Below are 17,396 nucleotides of genomic sequence, written 5' to 3' on the forward strand. Positions count from 1 at the left end.
CCCGCGGCGTACGACGGGCGCGGGCCTAGAATTGCCGCCATGCCTGAATCTCACGCGCGCCGCCGCGAAGCCCTCCGTTCCGTGCTGCGTGAGCGCGCGGTCGATGCTGCACTGGTCACCAACCTGATCAATGTGCGTTATCTGACCGGGTTCACCGGCTCTAATGCGGCGCTGCTGATCGGCACCGAGCCGTCGATGGACGTCTTCAGCACTGACGGGCGCTATGTCACCCAGTCCGAGGCCGAGGTGCCTGACCTGCCGCTGCACGTCGGCCGCGCGTCGGCGACGGCATTGCTTGAACGAGCCGAGGCTACGGCGCACAAGATTGCCTACGAGACCCATGTGGTCAGCGTCGACGACGCGCGACGGCTGCAGGACTCGGCGCCGAAACTCGAGTTCGTCAGTATCGACAGCGCGGTCGAGGACCTGCGCGCGATCAAAGACGACCAGGAGATCGAGTTGCTTCGCCAGGCCGCGGCGATCGCCGATCAAGCGCTGGCTCAGATGATCGAGGCCGGCGGGATCATCGCCGGTCGCACCGAGCGCGAGATCGCCCTGGAGCTGGACTTCCGGATGTTGCGCCTGGGCGCCGAAGAGGTGTCTTTCGAGTCGATCGTGGCGACCGGGCCCAACTCGGCTATCCCGCACCACAGCCCGACGGACCGCCTCCTCGCGTCCGGCGACCTGATCAAGCTCGACTTCGGTGCGACGTACCTCGGCTACCACTCAGACATGACCCGCACGTACGCCGTGGGCCGGATCGCCGACTGGCAGCGCGAGATTTACGAGCTCGTCGCACAGTCGCAGGCGGCCGGTTCGGAGGCCCTCGAGATCGGCAAGACAGGCAAGGACATCGACACCGTGTCGCGCGAGATCATCACGGCGGCCGGGTACGGCGACACGTTCGCGCACAGCCTCGGGCACGGCGTTGGACTCGAAGTGCACGAGGCGCCCAACCTCTCCCAGTTGGCGGAGACTAAACTGGCGGATCGGGTTTGTGTCACCGTTGAACCCGGTGTCTATCTGCCGGGCCGCGGCGGCGTACGCATCGAAGACACGCTGGTACTGCATCACGACGCTGCGGCACCACGCGCGACCCGCACCGACCTGTTGACGACGACATCCAAAGAGCTCGTCGTTTTGTAGCGACATCCCCGAGAGGACCGCCCCACGTGGCAACCACGAACGATCTGAAGAACGGCACCGTACTCAACCTTGACGGCAACCTGTGGACGGTTGTTGAGTTTCAACACGTCAAGCCGGGCAAGGGTGGCGCGTTCGTGCGCACCAAACTCAAGAACGTCACATCGGGCAAGGTCGTCGACCGGACCTTCAACGCGGGCACGAAGGTCGAGACCGCCAACGTCGACAAGCGTTCGATGCAGTACCTCTACAACGATGGCCAGGACTTCATCTTCATGGACGGCGACACCTACGACCAGATTCCGGTGAGCGCCGAGATCGTCGGGGACGCGGCCAACTTCATGCTCGAAAACACCAGCGCGACGGTCGCGACCCACGACGGCGTACCGCTGTTCGTTGAGCTGCCGACCAGCGTCGAGCTGCTCATCAAGCACACCGACCCGGGCCTGCAGGGCGACCGTTCGACCGGTGGCACGAAGCCTGCCGAGCTCGAGACCGGCGCGACCATCCAGGTGCCGCTGTTCATCAGCACCGGTGAGAAGGTCAAGGTCGACACTCGCGACGGCGGCTACCTAGGACGCATCAACTAAGTGTCTGCTCGTACTAAAACCCGAAAGCGCGCGGTCGACATCCTCTTCGAGTCCGACCTTCGCGGTTCGGATCCGGCAGGTACGGCGGCCGAACGCGGCGCCGATGGTGACCGTCCGGTGCAGCCCTACACCTTCACGTTGGTCGAGGGCGTCGTACAGCACCGCGATCGCATCGACGAGCTGATCGAGAGCTACACCGAGGGCTGGGCCCTTGACCGGATGCCCGGGGTGGATCGCGCGATCGTCCGGATCGCTGTCTTCGAGCTGATGTGGTGCGACGACGTACCTGATGCGGTCGCGATCGACGAGGCTGTCGAGCTGGCCAAGTCGTTGTCGACCGACGACTCGCCCAACTTCATCAACGGCCTACTGCGCAGGCTCGCGCGGATCAAACCCGACCTCGCCGTCTGAGCGGGTCTACAACCTGGTCAGGGTACGACGTTGAGCTTCGATGCCTTGATCGACAGGTAGCGCTGCTCGGCGACGCTCGTCGTACGTCGTACCGCGCGAAGGTAGCTTTCGCGCGCCTGCTCACGATCGCCGGCCATCTCGAGGAGATAGCCGCGCACGACGTCCAGCCGATGTGACTGTGCCAGCTGGGCATTGCCGCTGAGTCGTTCGACAATCCGCAGACCCTCGCGCGGCCCGCTGACCATTGCCACGGCCACCGCCCGGTTCAAGCTCACGACCGGATTCGGGCTGACCCGCTCCAGGACCGAGTAGAGGGCCAGGATCTGTGGCCAGTCGGTCTGAGCCGCGGTCGGCGCCTCGTCGTGCAGCGCCGCGATCGCCGCCTGAAGCTGATATGGGCCCGGCGGGGCTGACCCCAGGGCGGAGCTCAACAGTTTTGTGCCTTCGTCGATATAGTCGCGGTCCCACTTCGAGCGATCCTGTTCATCGAGGGGGACAAGCATCCCGTTCGGCTGTTGGCGTGCCTCGCGTCGCGCGTCCGTCAGCAACATGAGCGCGAGCAATCCGGCGGCTTCGGCATTTCCCGGGACGAGATCATGCAGGAGCCGGGCTAGCCGTATCGCCTCTCGCGTGAGGTCGAGACTCGTCACCGCGCGTTCGGTCCCGGGCGTGTACCCCTCGTTGAAAATGAGGTAGAGCACCTGCATGACGACGCCCAGCCGGCGGCGCTGCTCGGCCTCGTCGGGCAGGTCGAACGTCGCCCCGGCGTCTCGGATCTGCCGTTTGGCGCGGCTGATCCGTTGGGCCATCGTCGATTCCGGCACCAAAAACGCCGCCGCGATCTGCCGCGTCGTGAGCCCGCCGACCGCGCGCAGCGTCAGCGCGAGCTGGGACGGTCTGCCAAGTGCCGGATGGCAGCACAGAAACAGCAAGGTCAGTGAGTCATCGTCGTCCGGTACGTCGAGCATCTGTTCGTTCTGTGCGCTGGCTGCCTCACGCTCGCGGCGGGCGAGCTCGCTGCGTAACGCGTCGATGAATCGTCTCGTGGCAACGGTGATCAGCCACCCGCGTGGGTGGTCCGGGACGCCGCCCTCCTGCCACTGCTTTACTGCCACGATCAGTGACTCTTGTACGGCGTCCTCGGCCGCCTCCCAGTGGCCATAACGGCGGGCCAGTATGCCGGTGACCTGCGGCGCGAGCGTGCGCAGCAGGTCACCGACGTGGCGCGGATCGGTCACGGCGTACCGACTCAGACCGCGGGCGGCCCGGCGGCAACCGGACGAAGCTCGACGACGCCGGAGTACTTCGCGATCTGGCCGCAGATCTCGATGGCGCGAGCCTCGCTGGCGACGTCGACGATCCAGAATCCGATAATCGACTCCTTTGCCTCGGCGAATGGGCCGTCGGTTGCCACCGGCTGGCCGTCCTCGAGCCGAACCGTCTTGCCCAGGACACCATCTGTGAGACCTTCGTTGAATACCATTTCGCCGGACTCGCGAAGTGACTTGTCGAGGCCGATCATGAAGTCGATCATTTCCCGGATCCACTCCGGGGACTGAGTCTCGCCCATCTCGCTGGCACTGCCGAACATTGCGATCATGTATTTCATCGTTGCGTCCTTCTGTGGGAGCGTCCTTTTTGGGCGCTTTCACTGTGTAGTCGTAGCCGGGCTCAACTTCTCGACATCACGCTAGCGTGAAAGTTCCTCGGATTTGTGTCCGGCGATTGATGCTGAGGTACAAAGTCGCGGGCGGTGGGGTCGTCGAGCACGTGACGGCGCGCACGCATTATTCTTGGAAGCACATCATCCTTTAATTGGCCGTCCCGTGAGGCGGAGAAGGAGCCGACATGGCTACGAGCCCAAAGCCGTCCGGATCAGGTCCATCGCAACCAGGTTCATCGCAATCAGGGTCGCCGCGTTCAGCGGCACCAGGCGGCGTGCGCCTCATCGCCGCGGGCGATGAAATCTCGCGCATCATCGATCGCATCGCGCACCAGATCCTGGAAAAGACCGACGGCGCCAAAGACACTGTCCTGGTCGGAATCCCGACCCGCGGCGAACACCTCGCGCAGCGGGTCGCCGCCCGAATAGGGACCTTTGCCGGCATCGCGCCACCGCTGGGCATTCTCGACATCACCCTCTACCGCGATGATCTGCGCACCCGCGGGGTACGGCCGTTGGAAAACACCGAGGAGCCGGACGGTGGGATCGACGGCAAAATCGTCGTACTCATCGACGATGTGCTGTTTTCCGGCCGCACGATTCGGGCCGCATTCGATGCGCTTCGCGACTGGGGCCGCCCCAAGGCGATTCAGCTCGCCGTTCTGGTCGACCGCGGGCACCGTGAGCTGCCGATCCGCGCCGACTATGTCGGCAAAAACATCCCGACCGCGCGCGAAGAGCAGGTGTTCGTCGCGATCGCCGAGTTCGACGGCGCCGACGGGATCGTGATCTCACCGAGTACGCCGGACCGCGCGGCCGCGATGGAACTGATCAAAGCGCAGGGAGAGTCGTGATCACGCATTTGCTGTCTGCCGCGGACCTCAGCCCCGAACAAGCCGTCGAAGTCCTCGACACGGCCGAACAGATCGAAAACTCGCTCGCCGGTCGTGAGATCAAGAAGCTGCCCACGCTGCGCGGGCGCACGGTCGTCAACCTCTTCTACGAAGACTCCACCCGCACCCGGATCTCCTTTGAGCTGGCCGCGAAGCGACTCTCGGCAGACGTCATCAACTTCTCCGCCAAGGGCTCGAGCGTCACTAAGGGAGAGAGCCTCAAGGACACCGCGCTCACGCTGCAGGCCATGGGGGCGGATGCCGTCGTGATCCGGCACAGCGCCTCAGGCTCGCCGCACCGCCTCGCTCAGTGGGTCGAGGGGAGCGTCGTCAACGCCGGCGACGGCACGCACGAACATCCCACACAGGCCCTGCTCGATGCCTTCACGATGCGCAAGCGCACCGGCCGTGGGCCCGGCGACGATCTCGCCGGTCTTAACGTCACGATCGTCGGGGATGTCTTACACAGCAGGGTTGCACGCTCAAACGTGCTGCTGCTGGACACACTCGGCGCGAATGTCACGCTCGTAGCGCCACCGACCCTGCTGCCGGTCGGCACCGAGTCGTGGCCGGTGAAGGTTTCCTACGACCTCGATGCGGCGCTGCCGAAGAGCGACGTGGTGATGATGCTGCGGGTGCAGCGCGAGCGAATGAACGCGTCGTTCTTTCCCACCGAGCGCGAGTATTCGCGGCGATACGGCCTGGACATGGCGCGCGTCGGCGCACTCGGCCCGGACGCGATCGTGATGCACCCCGGCCCAATGAACCGCGGCATGGAAATCGCGTCCGACGTCGCGGACTCCGCCCGCTCGACCATCGTCGAACAAGTCGCCAACGGCGTATCGGTCCGAATGGCTGTTCTCTATCTACTTCTTGGAGGCAAGGCGTGACCGCTCAGACCGAATGGCTCATCAAGGGCCTGCGCCCGCTCGGCAACGACCCGGTCGACCTGCACGTCAAGGACGGCGTAATCGCTGCCATCGGCCAGGATCTCGTGCTCGATAACGATATCCAGACCCTTGACGCGACGGGACTGGTCGGGCTGCCCGGCCTCGTCGACCTGCACACCCACCTGCGCGAACCCGGCCGCGAAGACGCCGAGACGATCGAGACCGGTTCACGGGCCGCCGCGCTCGGCGGCTACACGGCCGTGCACGCGATGGCCAACACCGATCCGGTCGCCGACACGGCGGGCGTCGTAGAGCAGGTATGGAACATCGGCCGGCACGTCGGCCTGGTCGACGTGATCCCGGTAGGCGCCGTCACTACCGGCCTCAAGGGCGAGCGGCTCGCCGAGCTGGGCGCGATGGCCGACTCGGCCGCGCGGGTGCGGGTCTTCTCCGACGATGGCATCTGTGTGGGCGATCCCGGTCTCATGCGCCGCGCCCTGGAGTATGTGAAGGCCTTCGACGGCGTCATCGCCCAGCACGCCGAAGACGCGCGGCTGACCGGGGGCGCGCAGATGAATGAGGGCGTATTGTCCGGCAAGCTCGGACTGGCCGGCTGGCCGTCCGTCGCCGAAGAGTCGATTATCGCGCGCGACTGCCTGCTCGCTCAGCACGTCGGATCCCGGCTGCACGTGTGCCACGTGTCGACCGCCGGTTCGGTGGAACTGATCCGCTGGGCGAAGTCAAAAGGCATCAACGTCACGGCCGAGGTCACACCGCATCACCTGCTGCTCACCGAGGACCTCGCCGAGTCCTACGACCCGGTCTACAAGGTCAACCCGCCACTGCGCCGCGGTGAAGACGTCGACGCGCTGCGCGAGGCGCTCCGCGACGGCACGATCGACATCATCGCCACTGACCACGCGCCGCACGCGGTCGAAGATAAAGAGTGCGAGTGGGCCTATGCGCGCCCCGGCATGGTCGGGCTCGAACAAGCCCTGTCCATCGCGATCATGACCCTGTCCGACGGCAACGGTGCCGTCGACTGGGAGTCGATCGCCCGCGTCACGTCCATCGATCCGGCCCGGATCGGGCAGCTGACCGAGCACGGCCAAGGCCTGATGACCGGGGCGCCGGCATCCTTCGTCCTGGTCGACCCGGCACAGTCCCAGACGGTCGACCCGGCGCGACTGGCCAGCAAGGGCCGCAACACCCCGTACGCCGGACTCGAACTTCCGGGCAAGGTCGTAGCGACGTTCCTTCGGGGTACGCCGACCGTGCTCGACGGAAAGGTAACCAAATGAGCACATCCAACGACACCGCCGCCATCGTCGTACTCGAGGATGGCCGGGCGTTTCGCGGCCGGTCCTTCGGCGCACCCGGTGCGGCGTACGGCGAGGCAGTCTTCAGCACCGGCATGACCGGCTACCAGGAGACACTGACCGACCCGTCCTACCACCGGCAGGTCGTCGTACTGACCGCGCCGCACATCGGTAACACCGGCTGGAACGACGAGGACGACGAGTCCACGCGGATCTGGGTCAGTGGGCTGATCGTGCGAGACATCGCCACCCGGCCGTCAAACTGGCGTTCGGCGCGGCCGCTTGACGACGAGCTGCGGGCCCAGCAGGTCGTCGCCGTCACCGACGTCGACACCCGCGCCATGACCCGCCACATCCGTGAACGCGGCGCCATGCGCGTCGGCCTGTTCACCGGCCCCGACGCACACGAATCGATCGAGTCCCTCGTCGAGCGGGTCACCGCGCAGCCGGCGATGGCCGGTAGCGAGCTCGCCTCGCAGGTGAGCACGGACAGCGCGTACGTCGTACCGGCCGACGGCGAGAAGAAGTACGTCGTGGCCGCCATCGACCTGGGCATCAAGGCCATGACACCCAAGCAGCTCGCCAAGCGCGGCATCGAGGTGCACGTCCTGCCCGCTGGAGCGACGTACGACGACGTCCAGGCGATCGGCGCCGACGGCTTGTTCTTCAGTAACGGGCCGGGTGACCCGGCGACCGCGGACTCGCAGGTTTCGCTGATACAGCAGGCACTGTCCGACCGACTGCCGACATTCGGCATCTGCTTTGGCAACCAGATCCTCGGCCGCGCGCTGGGTTTTGGCACCTACAAGCTGCAGTACGGCCACCGCGGCATCAACCAGCCGGTCATCGACCGGGTCACCGGCAAGGTGGAGATCACCGCCCAAAACCACGGGTTCGCCGTGGACGCGCCGATCGGCGAAGTCGTTGACACGCCATACGGGCGCGCAGAAGTAAGCCATGTCGGCCTTAACGACAACGTCGTCGAGGGCCTGCGCTGCCTCGACGCGCCGGCGTTCAGCGTGCAGTACCACCCGGAAGCGGCCGCCGGACCGCACGACGCCGCCTATCTCTTCGACCGTTTCGTCGACCTCCTGGGCGACTCCGCGACAGCAAAGGTGAAATAAGCATGCCCAAACGTGAAGACCTGTCGCACATCCTGGTGATCGGGTCGGGCCCGATCGTCATCGGCCAGGCCTGCGAATTCGACTACTCCGGCACGCAGGCCTGCCGGGTGTTGCGCTCCGAGGGCATCCGAGTCAGCCTGATTAACTCCAATCCGGCCACGATCATGACCGACCCCGAGTTTGCTGATGCGACCTACATCGAGCCGCTGACGCCGGAGTTCGTGGAGAAGGTCATCGCCGCCGAACGCCCCGACGCGATCCTCGCGACCCTGGGCGGGCAGACCGCTCTCAACCTGGCGGTGTCCCTGCATGAGAACGGGACGCTCGAAAAATACGGCGTGGAGCTGATCGGTGCCGACATCGACGCCATCCAGCGCGGCGAGGACCGGCAGAAGTTCAAGGACATCGTGCGCGCGGTCGGCGGCGACGCGCCCCGTAGCGCGGTGTGTCATTCGATGGACGAGGTCTGGGCAACGGTCGAAGACCTCGGTTACCCGGTCGTTGTCCGCCCGTCGTTCACTATGGGCGGCTCCGGCTCCGGGATGGCGTACGACAAGCATGATCTTGAGCGGATCGCGGCCGCCGGCCTGCACGCCAGCCCGACCACCGAGGTGCTCATCGAAGAGAGCGTCATCGGCTGGAAGGAATACGAGCTCGAGCTCATGCGCGACCGCAAGGACAACGTCGTGGTCGTCTGCTCGATCGAAAACCTCGACGCCATGGGTGTGCACACCGGCGACTCGGTGACCGTTGCGCCGGCCATGACGCTGACCGACCGCGAATACCAACAGATGCGCGATCTCGGCATCGACATCCTGCGTGCGGTCGGCGTCGAGACCGGCGGCTGCAACATCCAGTTCGCGATCAACCCGGCAAACGGCCGGATGATCGTGATCGAGATGAACCCGCGGGTGTCCCGGTCGTCGGCACTGGCCAGCAAGGCGACCGGGTTCCCGATCGCCAAGATCGCTGCTCGGTTGGCGATCGGCTACACCCTCGACGAGATCCCTAACGACGTCACAGAGAAGACGCCGGCATCGTTCGAACCCGCACTGGACTACGTCGTGGTCAAGGTGCCGCGGTTCGCGTTCGAGAAGTTCCCTGGCGCCGACGAGACCCTGACGACCACGATGAAAAGTGTCGGCGAGGCAATGTCGCTGGGCCGCAACTTCCAGGAGGCGCTGCAAAAGGCGCTGCGCTCCATGGAAACCAAGGCGGTCGGCTTCTGGACCGCGCCGGACCCGGAGGGCAGCACGGCGGCCAGCTCGGTCGAGGCACTCAAGACCGCGCACGACGGTCGGCTGTACGACGCCGAGCGCGCGCTGCGGCTCGGCGCCAGCGTCGAAGAGGTGAGCGCTGCCAGCGGCTTCGACCCGTGGTTCGTTGACCAGATCGCGCAGCTCGTCTTGACTCGCAACGAGGTCGCCGCGGCACCATCGCTCGAAGAAAGCCTGCTGCGTAAGGCAAAGCGCGCCGGATTCTCCGATCAGCAGGTGGCCGCGCTGCGGCCGGAGCTGGCTGGTGAGGATGGCGTACGGTCGCTGCGGTGGCGGATGGGCATCCGGCCGGTCTACAAGACCGTCGACACCTGCGCGGCCGAATTCGCGGCGGTCACGCCGTACCACTACTCGTCGTACGACGAGGAGACCGAGGTCGAGCCGCGGGACAAGCCGGCGGTGATCATCCTCGGTAGCGGACCCAACCGCATCGGGCAGGGCATCGAGTTTGACTACTCCTGCGTGCATGCGGCGATGACGCTGCGTGAGGCCGGCTACGAGACCATCATGGTCAACTGCAACCCCGAGACCGTCTCGACCGACTACGACACGTCAGATCGACTCTACTTCGAGCCGCTGACGTTCGAGGACGTCATGGAAGTCATCGAGGCCGAGCGGGCCGTCGGACCGGTCGAAGGCGTGCTGTGCCAGCTCGGCGGCCAGACACCGCTCAAGCTCGCGCAACGGCTCAAGGACGCGGGGGTGCCGGTGCTCGGCACCCAGCCCGAGGCGATCGACCTGGCCGAGGAGCGTGGTGCTTTCGGTCGGGTGCTGCATGCGGCCGGACTGCCGGCGCCCAAGCATGGCACGGCGTTCTCTTACTCAGAGGCGAAGGAGATCGCCGACGAGATCGGCTATCCGGTCCTGGTGCGCCCGTCGTACGTCCTGGGTGGACGCGGCATGGAGATCGTCTACGACGACGACACTCTCGAGGGCTACATCCTGCGCGCCACTCAGGTCAGCCCCGAGCATCCCGTGCTGGTCGACCGGTTCCTGGAAGACGCGGTCGAGCTCGACGTCGATGCGTTGTACGACGGAGAAGAGCTCTATCTCGGCGGCGTGATGGAACACATCGAGGAGGCCGGCGTGCACAGCGGCGACTCGTCCTGTGCGCTGCCGCCGATCACGCTGGGAGTCTCGGAGATCGATCGGATCCGGGAGTCCACACGTAAGATCGCCGAGGGCGTAGGAGTTCGCGGCCTGCTCAACGTGCAGTACGCGCTGAAGGACGACATCATCTACGTCCTGGAGGCCAACCCGCGTGCGTCGCGGACCGTGCCGTTCGTGTCGAAGGCGACGGCCGTGTCGATGGCCAAGGCCGCCTCGCGCATTGCGGTGGGGCAGAGCATCAAGCAGTTGCGCGCCGATGGTTTTCTGCCTGCCCGCGGCGACGGGGGAGACCTGCCGCTCGATTCGGCGATCGCGGTCAAGGAAGCGGTGATGCAGTTCCACCGGTTCCAGACCAAGGACGGCGATCCGATCGACAACGTGCTCGGCCCGGAGATGAAGTCCACCGGCGAGGTGATGGGCATCGACGCCGCGTTTGGCACCGCGTTCGCGAAGTCGCAGACGGCGGCGTACGGATCGTTGCCGATGTCCGGCACGGTGTTCGTCAGCCTGGCCAATCGGGACAAGCGCTCGGCGATCTTCCCGGTCAAGCGGCTGTCCGATCTCGGCTTCGAAGTCGTCGCCACGAAGGGGACCGCGCAGGTATTGCGGCGCAATGGCGTGGCCGCGAAGGTCGTCCGCAAATACAGTGACGGGCCGGACAACTGCGTGGAGATGATTGAGGACGGCCGAATCGACATGGTCATCAACACGCCGGGCGGCGGCGCCGGCAACGGCTCGGCTCGGCGCGACGGTTACGAGATCCGCACGGCGGCCATCCACGCGCGGATTGCCTGCATCACTACGGTTCCCGGAGCCGCGGCCGCGGTGCAGGGCATCGAGTCGCTGCGTGCCGGTGACGTCGGTGTCCGATCACTTCAGGACCTGCAGGCGGCGCTGCGCCGTACCACCGCGTGAGCGACGACGGCCCGGCGAAGCGTCGACGCCCGGTTGGCGCGGTCCTGGCCAGCGGTGGCTACCGGCTGGCCAAGCCGGTGCTGTTCCGGCTCGGTGGCGGCGATGCCGAGACGGCGCATGAGTGGACGATGAAGCGGCTCACCCGGGTCTCCAAGACGGCGCCGGTACGTCGCACGGTGACCCGCATGCTCGCCACCGAACCGTCACCGATCCGCGTCTTCGGTGTCGACTTCCCCAACCGGGTCGGCCTCGCCGCCGGGATGGACAAGGACGGCCGCGCGCTCAAGGCCTGGCCGGCACTCGGGCTCGGTTTCGTCGAGGTGGGCACCGTGACCTGGCATCCGCAGCCAGGCAACCCGCGTCCACGGCTGTTTCGGCTGACCAATAGCAACGCGCTGATCAACCGGATGGGTTTCAACAACGCGGGCGCGCGCGCCTTGGCGACGACTCTGGCGAAGGTCGGGCCGATCGGCGTACCTCTCGGAATCAGCCTCGGGAAGTCCAAGATCACCCCGATCGACGAGGCCATCGACGACTACGTTGCCTCGCTCCACGAGCTGCGTCAGTACGCCGACTACATCGCGATCAATGTCAGCAGCCCCAACACCCCCGGCCTGCGCTCGCTGCAGGACCGCGGCTACCTCTCCGAGCTGCTCGCCGCCTTAGTCGCCGAGGCCGGCGATGTACCGGTATTGGTCAAGGTCGCCCCGGACCTCACCGAAGATGCCGTGGGTGAGCTGCTTGGCGTACTCGACGAGCACCGCGCGGCCGGAATCATCGCGACTAACACGACTCTCGAACGGCACCCGCTCGATCCGGCCGACGCCGACCAGGCGGCGCAAACCGGCGGCCTGAGCGGTGCACCGCTCACCGAGCGATCCCGCGAGATGGTGCGCTTCATCCACCGCGAGTCTGGCGGCACGCTGCCGATCATCGGCGTTGGAGGGATTGGCAGCGGCGAGGACGCGAAGGCGATGATCGACGCGGGCGCCGCCCTCGTACAGATTTACTCGGGACTGATCTACCGCGGCCCCCGGCTGATCGGTGAGGCTACTCGAGCGACGGCACGGTCTGTGCGTTAATAGATGGCGCGCAGGCTTCAACGAAAGGACCACGAGCGATGATGCCCGAACCCTTCGGCGACCGGCTGCTCGCCGCGTTCGAGGCCCGGGTGCCGATGTGCGTCGGCATCGACCCGCACAAACAGCTACTCGAGGCGTGGGGACTGCGCGACGACGTCGCTGGTCTGGAGTCGTTCGCGCGCACCTGCATCGACGCCTTCGCCGACCAGGTTGCGGTCCTCAAACCACAGTCGGCGTTCTTCGAACGGCATGGGGCAGCGGGCGTCGCTGTCCTGGAGCGCACGATAGCCGCGGCCCGGGCCGCTGGCGCCTTGGTCATCCTCGACGCGAAACGCGGCGATATCGGGTCGACCGCGGCGGCGTACGCCGAGGCCTATCTCGAGCGACACAGCGCGATGTTCTGCGACGCGTTGACCGTCTCGCCGTACCTCGGGTTCGGGTCGGTGCGGCCGTTCATCGACGCCGCGCAACGCAACGGCGCCGGAGTGTTCGTGCTTGCCGAGACTTCCAATCCCGAAGGCCCGCAGGTGCAACGCGCCGCCGTCGCGGCCGGCATGACGGTCGCTCAACACATCGTCAACGAAGCGGCCGAGGTCAACACCCAGTTTCTCGACGAGCGAAATTCGACGTTGGGTAGCGTCGGAGTGGTCATTGGTGGGACTATTGCACCGGGGGGCGTCGACGTACGGCGCTTGAGGGGACCGATACTCGTGCCTGGTTTTGGAGCGCAAGGCGCGACTGTCGCCGATTTGGCGAGATTGTTCCCGAAAGAGTGCACCGTGATCGCATCGACGTCACGGGACATTCTCTCTGCCGGTCCAGAGAGGGGCGAGTTGACACAGAAGGCTAAAACTGTCGGGTCCCGACTTGCAGAACAGCGGGGAGACTAGCCGTCAGCGCCACGGGTGCAAGGCACTAAAACGGGCGGTCCTGCTGTGTTTTACCAGTCTCAAATTTTCAATTTGTTGCGGGATAAGCGCATATCGAGACACATAATTCGCGGTACATTAGAACGACCTGATGACGTGGTTGATCGGCGCGGGGGCGCTGAGCCGTCGGCCACCTGTCGGGTCAATCCAGCGATATGGCGATCAGCGCCATATACATAGAGAGGTGACATTTCTGTGGCTCTCCCGAATCTCACTCCGGAACAGCGCGCAGCTGCGCTCGACAAAGCAGCGGTCGCACGCCGTCGGAGGGCGGAATTCAAGGATCGGCTCAAACGGGGCGGTATTTCATTGACGGAGGTACTAGACCTGGGCACGTCTGACGAAGTGGTCGGACGCACCAGGGTGCTCGACGTCATCGAGTCGCTCCCCGGGATCGGCGCGGTCAAGGCCGCGCGGATTATGGAAAAGCTGGAGATCTCGCCCAGCCGGCGAGTCCGTGGACTCGGCGTCAAACAACGCGTCGCGTTAGAGGGCGAAATCAACTCCCGCGGCCAGTAGGTGCACACCTCCGGCAGGCTCGTCGTACTCACTGGCCCGTCCGGGGTCGGCAAGGGGTCGGTAATGGCGAAGATGCGCACCTTGCTCTCGTCAGCTACCGGCCCCGCGCCGCACGACCACGCATCGGTGGGGACGATCGGCGACATGCCGGTCTGGCTTTCGGTCTCGGCCACGACTCGCAGACCGCGGCCGGGCGAGGTGCATGGGCGGCACTACTACTTCCTGAGCGACGCCGAGTTCGACGCACTGGTGGAACGGGGGGAGTTGCTCGAGTGGGCGGCGTTTGCCGGTAATCGGTATGGAACCCCGCGTGCGCCGGTGGAATCGCGGCTCGCGGAGGGCGGCTCGGTGCTGTTGGAGATTGAGCTCGCCGGCGCGCGCCAGGTCAAGGCGGCGATGCCCGAGGCGCTGATGGTCTTCCTGGCGCCTCCTTCGCGCGACGAACTACGTCGGCGGCTGATCGGGCGCGGGACCGAGGATGACGACGCGGTGCAGGCCAGGTTGGCGCAGGCGGATGTCGAAATCAGTGCGGCGGACGAGTTTGACGTCACCATTGTGAACGACGACGTAACGCAGGCCGCGCTTAGGTTGGTAGACTTGATTGCTGGCCATTAGTTGGCCGCCACTCTGTGTCTTTACACCGCACGTTTTCTACACCGCACAGTCTACGAATGGATCACCCACCGTGTCCGGAGTTTCACCCGCGCCAGAAGGCATCACCAACCCGCCGATCGACGAGTTGCTGACGCATACGACGTCCAAGTACGCGCTGGTCATCTACGCCGCCAAACGCGCGCGCCAGATCAACGCCTACTACGGCCAGCTGTCTGAAGGGTTGCTGGAGCATGTCGGGCCCCTCGTTGAGGTTGCCCCACAGGAGAAGCCGCTGTCGATCGCGCTACGCGAGATCAACGATGGCCTTCTGACGTCCGAACCGTTCGAAGCTTCGTAGTACGACGGGGCGCCCAGATGAGTGTCGCTGAGATGAACGCTATGCCGGCCGGATCTGCGGCCCCACGCGTTGTGCTCGGCGTTGCCGGCGGCATTGCGGCGTACAAGTCGTGCGAGGTGCTGCGCGCGCTGACCGAGTCTGCTCATCATGTGGACGTCATCCCCACCGACGCGGCCCTCAATTTCGTCGGCGCCGCCACCTTTGAGGCGCTCAGCGGTCACCCCGTCACAACCGGGGTCTTCAGCGACATTCCCGCCGTACGGCATGTCAGCCTCGGCCAGCGAGCCGATCTGATTGTCGTCGTACCGGCCACCGCCGACCTGATCTCACGAATGGCGCAGGGCCGTGCCGACGACCTGCTCACCGCGTCCCTGTTGGTGGCGCGATGTCCGGTGCTCATCGCGCCGGCCATGCACACCGAGATGTGGGAGCACCCGGCCACCCGCGCCAATATCGCTACGCTGCGCGAGCGGGGCGTAGCGGTCGTGGGCCCTGCGATCGGGCGGCTCACCGGCGCCGACACCGGTGCCGGCCGGCTCGCCGAGCCAGCCGAGATCGCGGAACTTGCCAAACTTCTGATCCAGCGCCCCGAGGCCCTGCCCGCCGACCTGACCGGGCGCCGCGTCCTGGTGACGGCCGGCGGCACCCGTGAGGCTCTCGACCCGGTGCGATTTCTCACTAACCGTTCATCAGGCAAGCAGGGGGTCGCGATCGCACGCGTCGCCGCCGCGCGCGGTGCGGAGGTCACGTTCGTCGCCGCCAACATCCACGCACCGGACCCCGCCGGGTCGCGGGTGATCCGCGTCGAGTCGGCCCGCCAGATGCAAGAAGTCGTCACCGCGGAGGCGAAGGAAGCCGACGTCGTGGTGATGGCCGCGGCCGTGTCGGACTTCCGCCCGAGCAACTATTCGGGCGCGAAGATTAAGAAGACCGATGCTGATCCGGACATCGTCGCACTGACCAAGAACCCCGATATTCTCGCTGGTCTCGTCCGCGATCGGACCGCCGGGGCGCTGCGCGCATCGACGCTCATCACCGGTTTTGCCGCGGAGACCGGCGACGACAAGCACACCGTGATCGACTACGCCCGCGCCAAGCTCGAGCGCAAGGGTTGCGACCTGCTGCTGGTCAACTCGGTCGCCGCCGGCGGCGCCTTCGAGGGAGACACCAACGCCGGGGTCGTACTCGGCTCTGACGGCACCGAGGTGACCATCGCGGACGGCTCGAAGACGGCCCTCGCCGCCCGCCTGCTCGACGTGATTGCCGGCAAGCTTCGCGACCGCGCGCCTGCGTAGGTCGCGATCGCCGCGGCCAGCAACGGTAGGGTGGGACCCGCTTGACTGAAAGTGTCCACGAAAATCGTCTACCAATAAGCAGGAGTTCGATGTCTCGACGTCTATTCACTTCGGAGTCGGTGACGGAAGGTCACCCAGACAAAATTGCTGACTCGATCAGCGACGCGATCCTTGACGCGCTATTGACCGACGACCCGCATGCCCGGGTAGCGGTCGAAACTCTCATCATGACCGGACAGGTGCATGTCGCCGGCGAGGTATCGACCTCGGCATACGCGGACATCCCGGCGATCGTCCGCAATCGCATCCTCGACATTGGCTACGACTCGTCGGACAAGGGCTTCGACGGCGGCTCTTGTGGAGTCAGCGTGTCGATCGGCGCGCAGTCACCCGAGATCGCGCAGGGTGTCGACAAGGCGTACGAGAGTCGGGTCGAAGGCACCGAGGACCAGATCGCCACACAGGGCGCCGGCGACCAGGGCCTGATGTTTGGCTACGCGTGCAACGAGACGCCCGAACTCATGCCGCTGCCGATCGCACTGGCGCATCGCCTCTCACGGCGCCTGACCGAGGTCCGCAAGGACGGCACGATGCCGTACCTGCGTCCCGACGGCAAGACCCAGGTGACCATCGAGTACGTCGACGGTAAGCCGACCCGCGTCGACACCGTCGTACTGTCCACCCAACATGCCGAGGACATCTCCCTCGACACCATGCTCACTCCGGACGTCAAGAAATACATCGTCGATCACGTGCTCGGCGAACTCGATATCGACTCGACCGACTACCGCCTGCTGGTCAACCCGACCGGCAAGTTCGTCATCGGTGGCCCGATGGGCGACGCCGGCCTGACCGGCCGCAAGATCATCGTCGACACGTACGGCGGCTACGCCCGGCATGGCGGCGGCGCGTTCTCCGGCAAGGACCCGTCCAAGGTCGACCGGTCCGCGGCGTACGCGATGCGCTGGGTCGCCAAGAACGTCGTGGCAGCCGGGCTCGCCGACCAGTGCGAGGTGCAGGTTGCCTACGCGATCGGCAAGGCCGAGCCGGTGGGTCACTTCGTCGAGTGCTTCGGCACCGAGAAGTACGACGTGATCGCCATCGAAGACGCCATCGCCAGTGTGTTCGACCTGCGTCCGTTCGCGATCATCCGCGACCTGGACCTGCTGCGCCCGATCTACTCGGCGACCTCGGCGTACGGCCACTTCGGCCGGGTAGATGTCGACTTCCCATGGGAGCGCACCGACCGCGTCGATGAGCTCAAGAAGGCCGTCGCGTCATAAC

The 17,396-nt window shown here is 65.8% G+C and carries 17 protein-coding genes; 15 read left to right on the top strand and 2 right to left on the bottom strand.

Annotation, left to right across the window (positions count from 1 at the left end):
- Positions 1–39 precede the first annotated feature (39 nt).
- Genes CLV47_RS15970 through nusB form a run of 3 tightly spaced genes read left to right on the top strand, consistent with a single transcriptional unit; the run spans position 40 to position 2,144 of the window.
- A complete protein-coding gene (locus CLV47_RS15970) occupies positions 40–1,146 on the top strand; it encodes a M24 family metallopeptidase (protein ID WP_106350059.1) in 1,107 nt (368 codons plus the stop codon).
- 26 nt (positions 1,147–1,172) lie between these two features.
- Positions 1,173–1,733 carry an elongation factor P gene (efp, locus tag CLV47_RS15975; protein WP_106350060.1) on the top strand — a complete coding sequence of 187 codons (561 nt, stop codon included), beginning with the start codon at positions 1,173–1,175 and terminating at the stop codon, positions 1,731–1,733.
- Positions 1,734–2,144 (top strand): transcription antitermination factor NusB, encoded by a 411-nt coding sequence (gene nusB, locus CLV47_RS15980; RefSeq protein ID WP_106350061.1) that lies wholly within the window; start codon positions 1,734–1,736, stop codon positions 2,142–2,144.
- A 17-nt stretch (positions 2,145–2,161) separates the two neighbouring features.
- On the opposite strand, the gene CLV47_RS15985 is transcribed toward nusB, so the two are convergent.
- A complete protein-coding gene (locus CLV47_RS15985) occupies positions 2,162–3,382 on the bottom strand; it encodes an RNA polymerase sigma factor (protein WP_106350062.1) in 1,221 nt (406 codons plus the stop codon).
- Between the two features lie 11 nt (positions 3,383–3,393).
- Positions 3,394–3,753: a YciI family protein gene (locus CLV47_RS15990; RefSeq protein ID WP_106350063.1), complete on the bottom strand. Its 360-nt coding sequence runs from the start codon at positions 3,751–3,753 to the stop codon at positions 3,394–3,396.
- Positions 3,754–3,992: 239 nt separating this feature from the next.
- On the opposite strand from CLV47_RS15990, the gene pyrR reads away from it, so the two are divergent.
- From pyrR to metK, 12 genes are all read left to right on the top strand, one after another.
- Complete coding sequence (gene pyrR, locus CLV47_RS15995; protein ID WP_106350064.1) at positions 3,993–4,661, top strand: bifunctional pyr operon transcriptional regulator/uracil phosphoribosyltransferase PyrR; 669 nt, start codon at positions 3,993–3,995, stop codon at positions 4,659–4,661.
- Positions 4,658–5,590: an aspartate carbamoyltransferase catalytic subunit gene (locus CLV47_RS16000; RefSeq protein ID WP_106350065.1), complete on the top strand. Its 933-nt coding sequence runs from the start codon at positions 4,658–4,660 to the stop codon at positions 5,588–5,590. The genes pyrR and CLV47_RS16000 overlap by 4 nt, the downstream gene beginning before the upstream one ends.
- On the top strand, positions 5,587–6,891 hold the full coding sequence (locus tag CLV47_RS16005) for a dihydroorotase (protein ID WP_106350066.1): 1,305 nt from the start codon (positions 5,587–5,589) through the stop codon (positions 6,889–6,891). The genes CLV47_RS16000 and CLV47_RS16005 overlap by 4 nt, the downstream gene beginning before the upstream one ends.
- Positions 6,888–8,033, top strand: coding sequence for a glutamine-hydrolyzing carbamoyl-phosphate synthase small subunit (gene carA, locus CLV47_RS16010; protein ID WP_106350067.1), 1,146 nt, complete (start codon positions 6,888–6,890; stop codon positions 8,031–8,033). The genes CLV47_RS16005 and carA overlap by 4 nt, the downstream gene beginning before the upstream one ends.
- Positions 8,034–8,035: 2 nt before the next feature.
- Entirely contained in the window at positions 8,036–11,335 is a 3,300-nt protein-coding gene (gene carB, locus CLV47_RS16015) for a carbamoyl-phosphate synthase large subunit (RefSeq protein ID WP_106350068.1), read from the top strand.
- On the top strand, positions 11,332–12,417 hold the full coding sequence (locus CLV47_RS16020) for a quinone-dependent dihydroorotate dehydrogenase (RefSeq protein ID WP_202862633.1): 1,086 nt from the start codon (positions 11,332–11,334) through the stop codon (positions 12,415–12,417). The genes carB and CLV47_RS16020 overlap by 4 nt, the downstream gene beginning before the upstream one ends.
- Before the next feature lie 38 nt (positions 12,418–12,455).
- Positions 12,456–13,307, top strand: a complete 852-nt coding sequence (pyrF, locus tag CLV47_RS16025; RefSeq protein WP_106350069.1) for an orotidine-5'-phosphate decarboxylase — start codon at positions 12,456–12,458, stop codon at positions 13,305–13,307.
- A 234-nt stretch (positions 13,308–13,541) separates the two neighbouring features.
- Positions 13,542–13,865 (top strand): integration host factor, actinobacterial type, encoded by a 324-nt coding sequence (mihF, locus tag CLV47_RS16030; protein WP_106350070.1) that lies wholly within the window; start codon positions 13,542–13,544, stop codon positions 13,863–13,865.
- Entirely contained in the window at positions 13,866–14,480 is a 615-nt protein-coding gene (gene gmk, locus CLV47_RS16035; RefSeq protein WP_106350071.1) for a guanylate kinase, read from the top strand.
- 70 nt (positions 14,481–14,550) lie between these two features.
- The gene (rpoZ, locus tag CLV47_RS16040; RefSeq protein WP_106350072.1) at positions 14,551–14,817 is read left to right on the top strand and encodes a DNA-directed RNA polymerase subunit omega; all 267 of its coding nucleotides are present in this window, start codon (positions 14,551–14,553) and stop codon (positions 14,815–14,817) included.
- Between the two features lie 17 nt (positions 14,818–14,834).
- The gene (gene coaBC / locus CLV47_RS16045) at positions 14,835–16,112 is read left to right on the top strand and encodes a bifunctional phosphopantothenoylcysteine decarboxylase/phosphopantothenate--cysteine ligase CoaBC (protein ID WP_106350073.1); all 1,278 of its coding nucleotides are present in this window, start codon (positions 14,835–14,837) and stop codon (positions 16,110–16,112) included.
- Positions 16,113–16,201: 89 nt separating this feature from the next.
- Complete coding sequence (metK, locus tag CLV47_RS16050; protein WP_106350074.1) at positions 16,202–17,395, top strand: methionine adenosyltransferase; 1,194 nt, start codon at positions 16,202–16,204, stop codon at positions 17,393–17,395.
- The last annotated feature ends 1 nt before the right edge of the window (position 17,396 follow it).

This window comes from Antricoccus suffuscus, assembly GCF_003003235.1.
GTDB classification, from domain to species: domain Bacteria; phylum Actinomycetota; class Actinomycetes; order Mycobacteriales; family Antricoccaceae; genus Antricoccus; species Antricoccus suffuscus.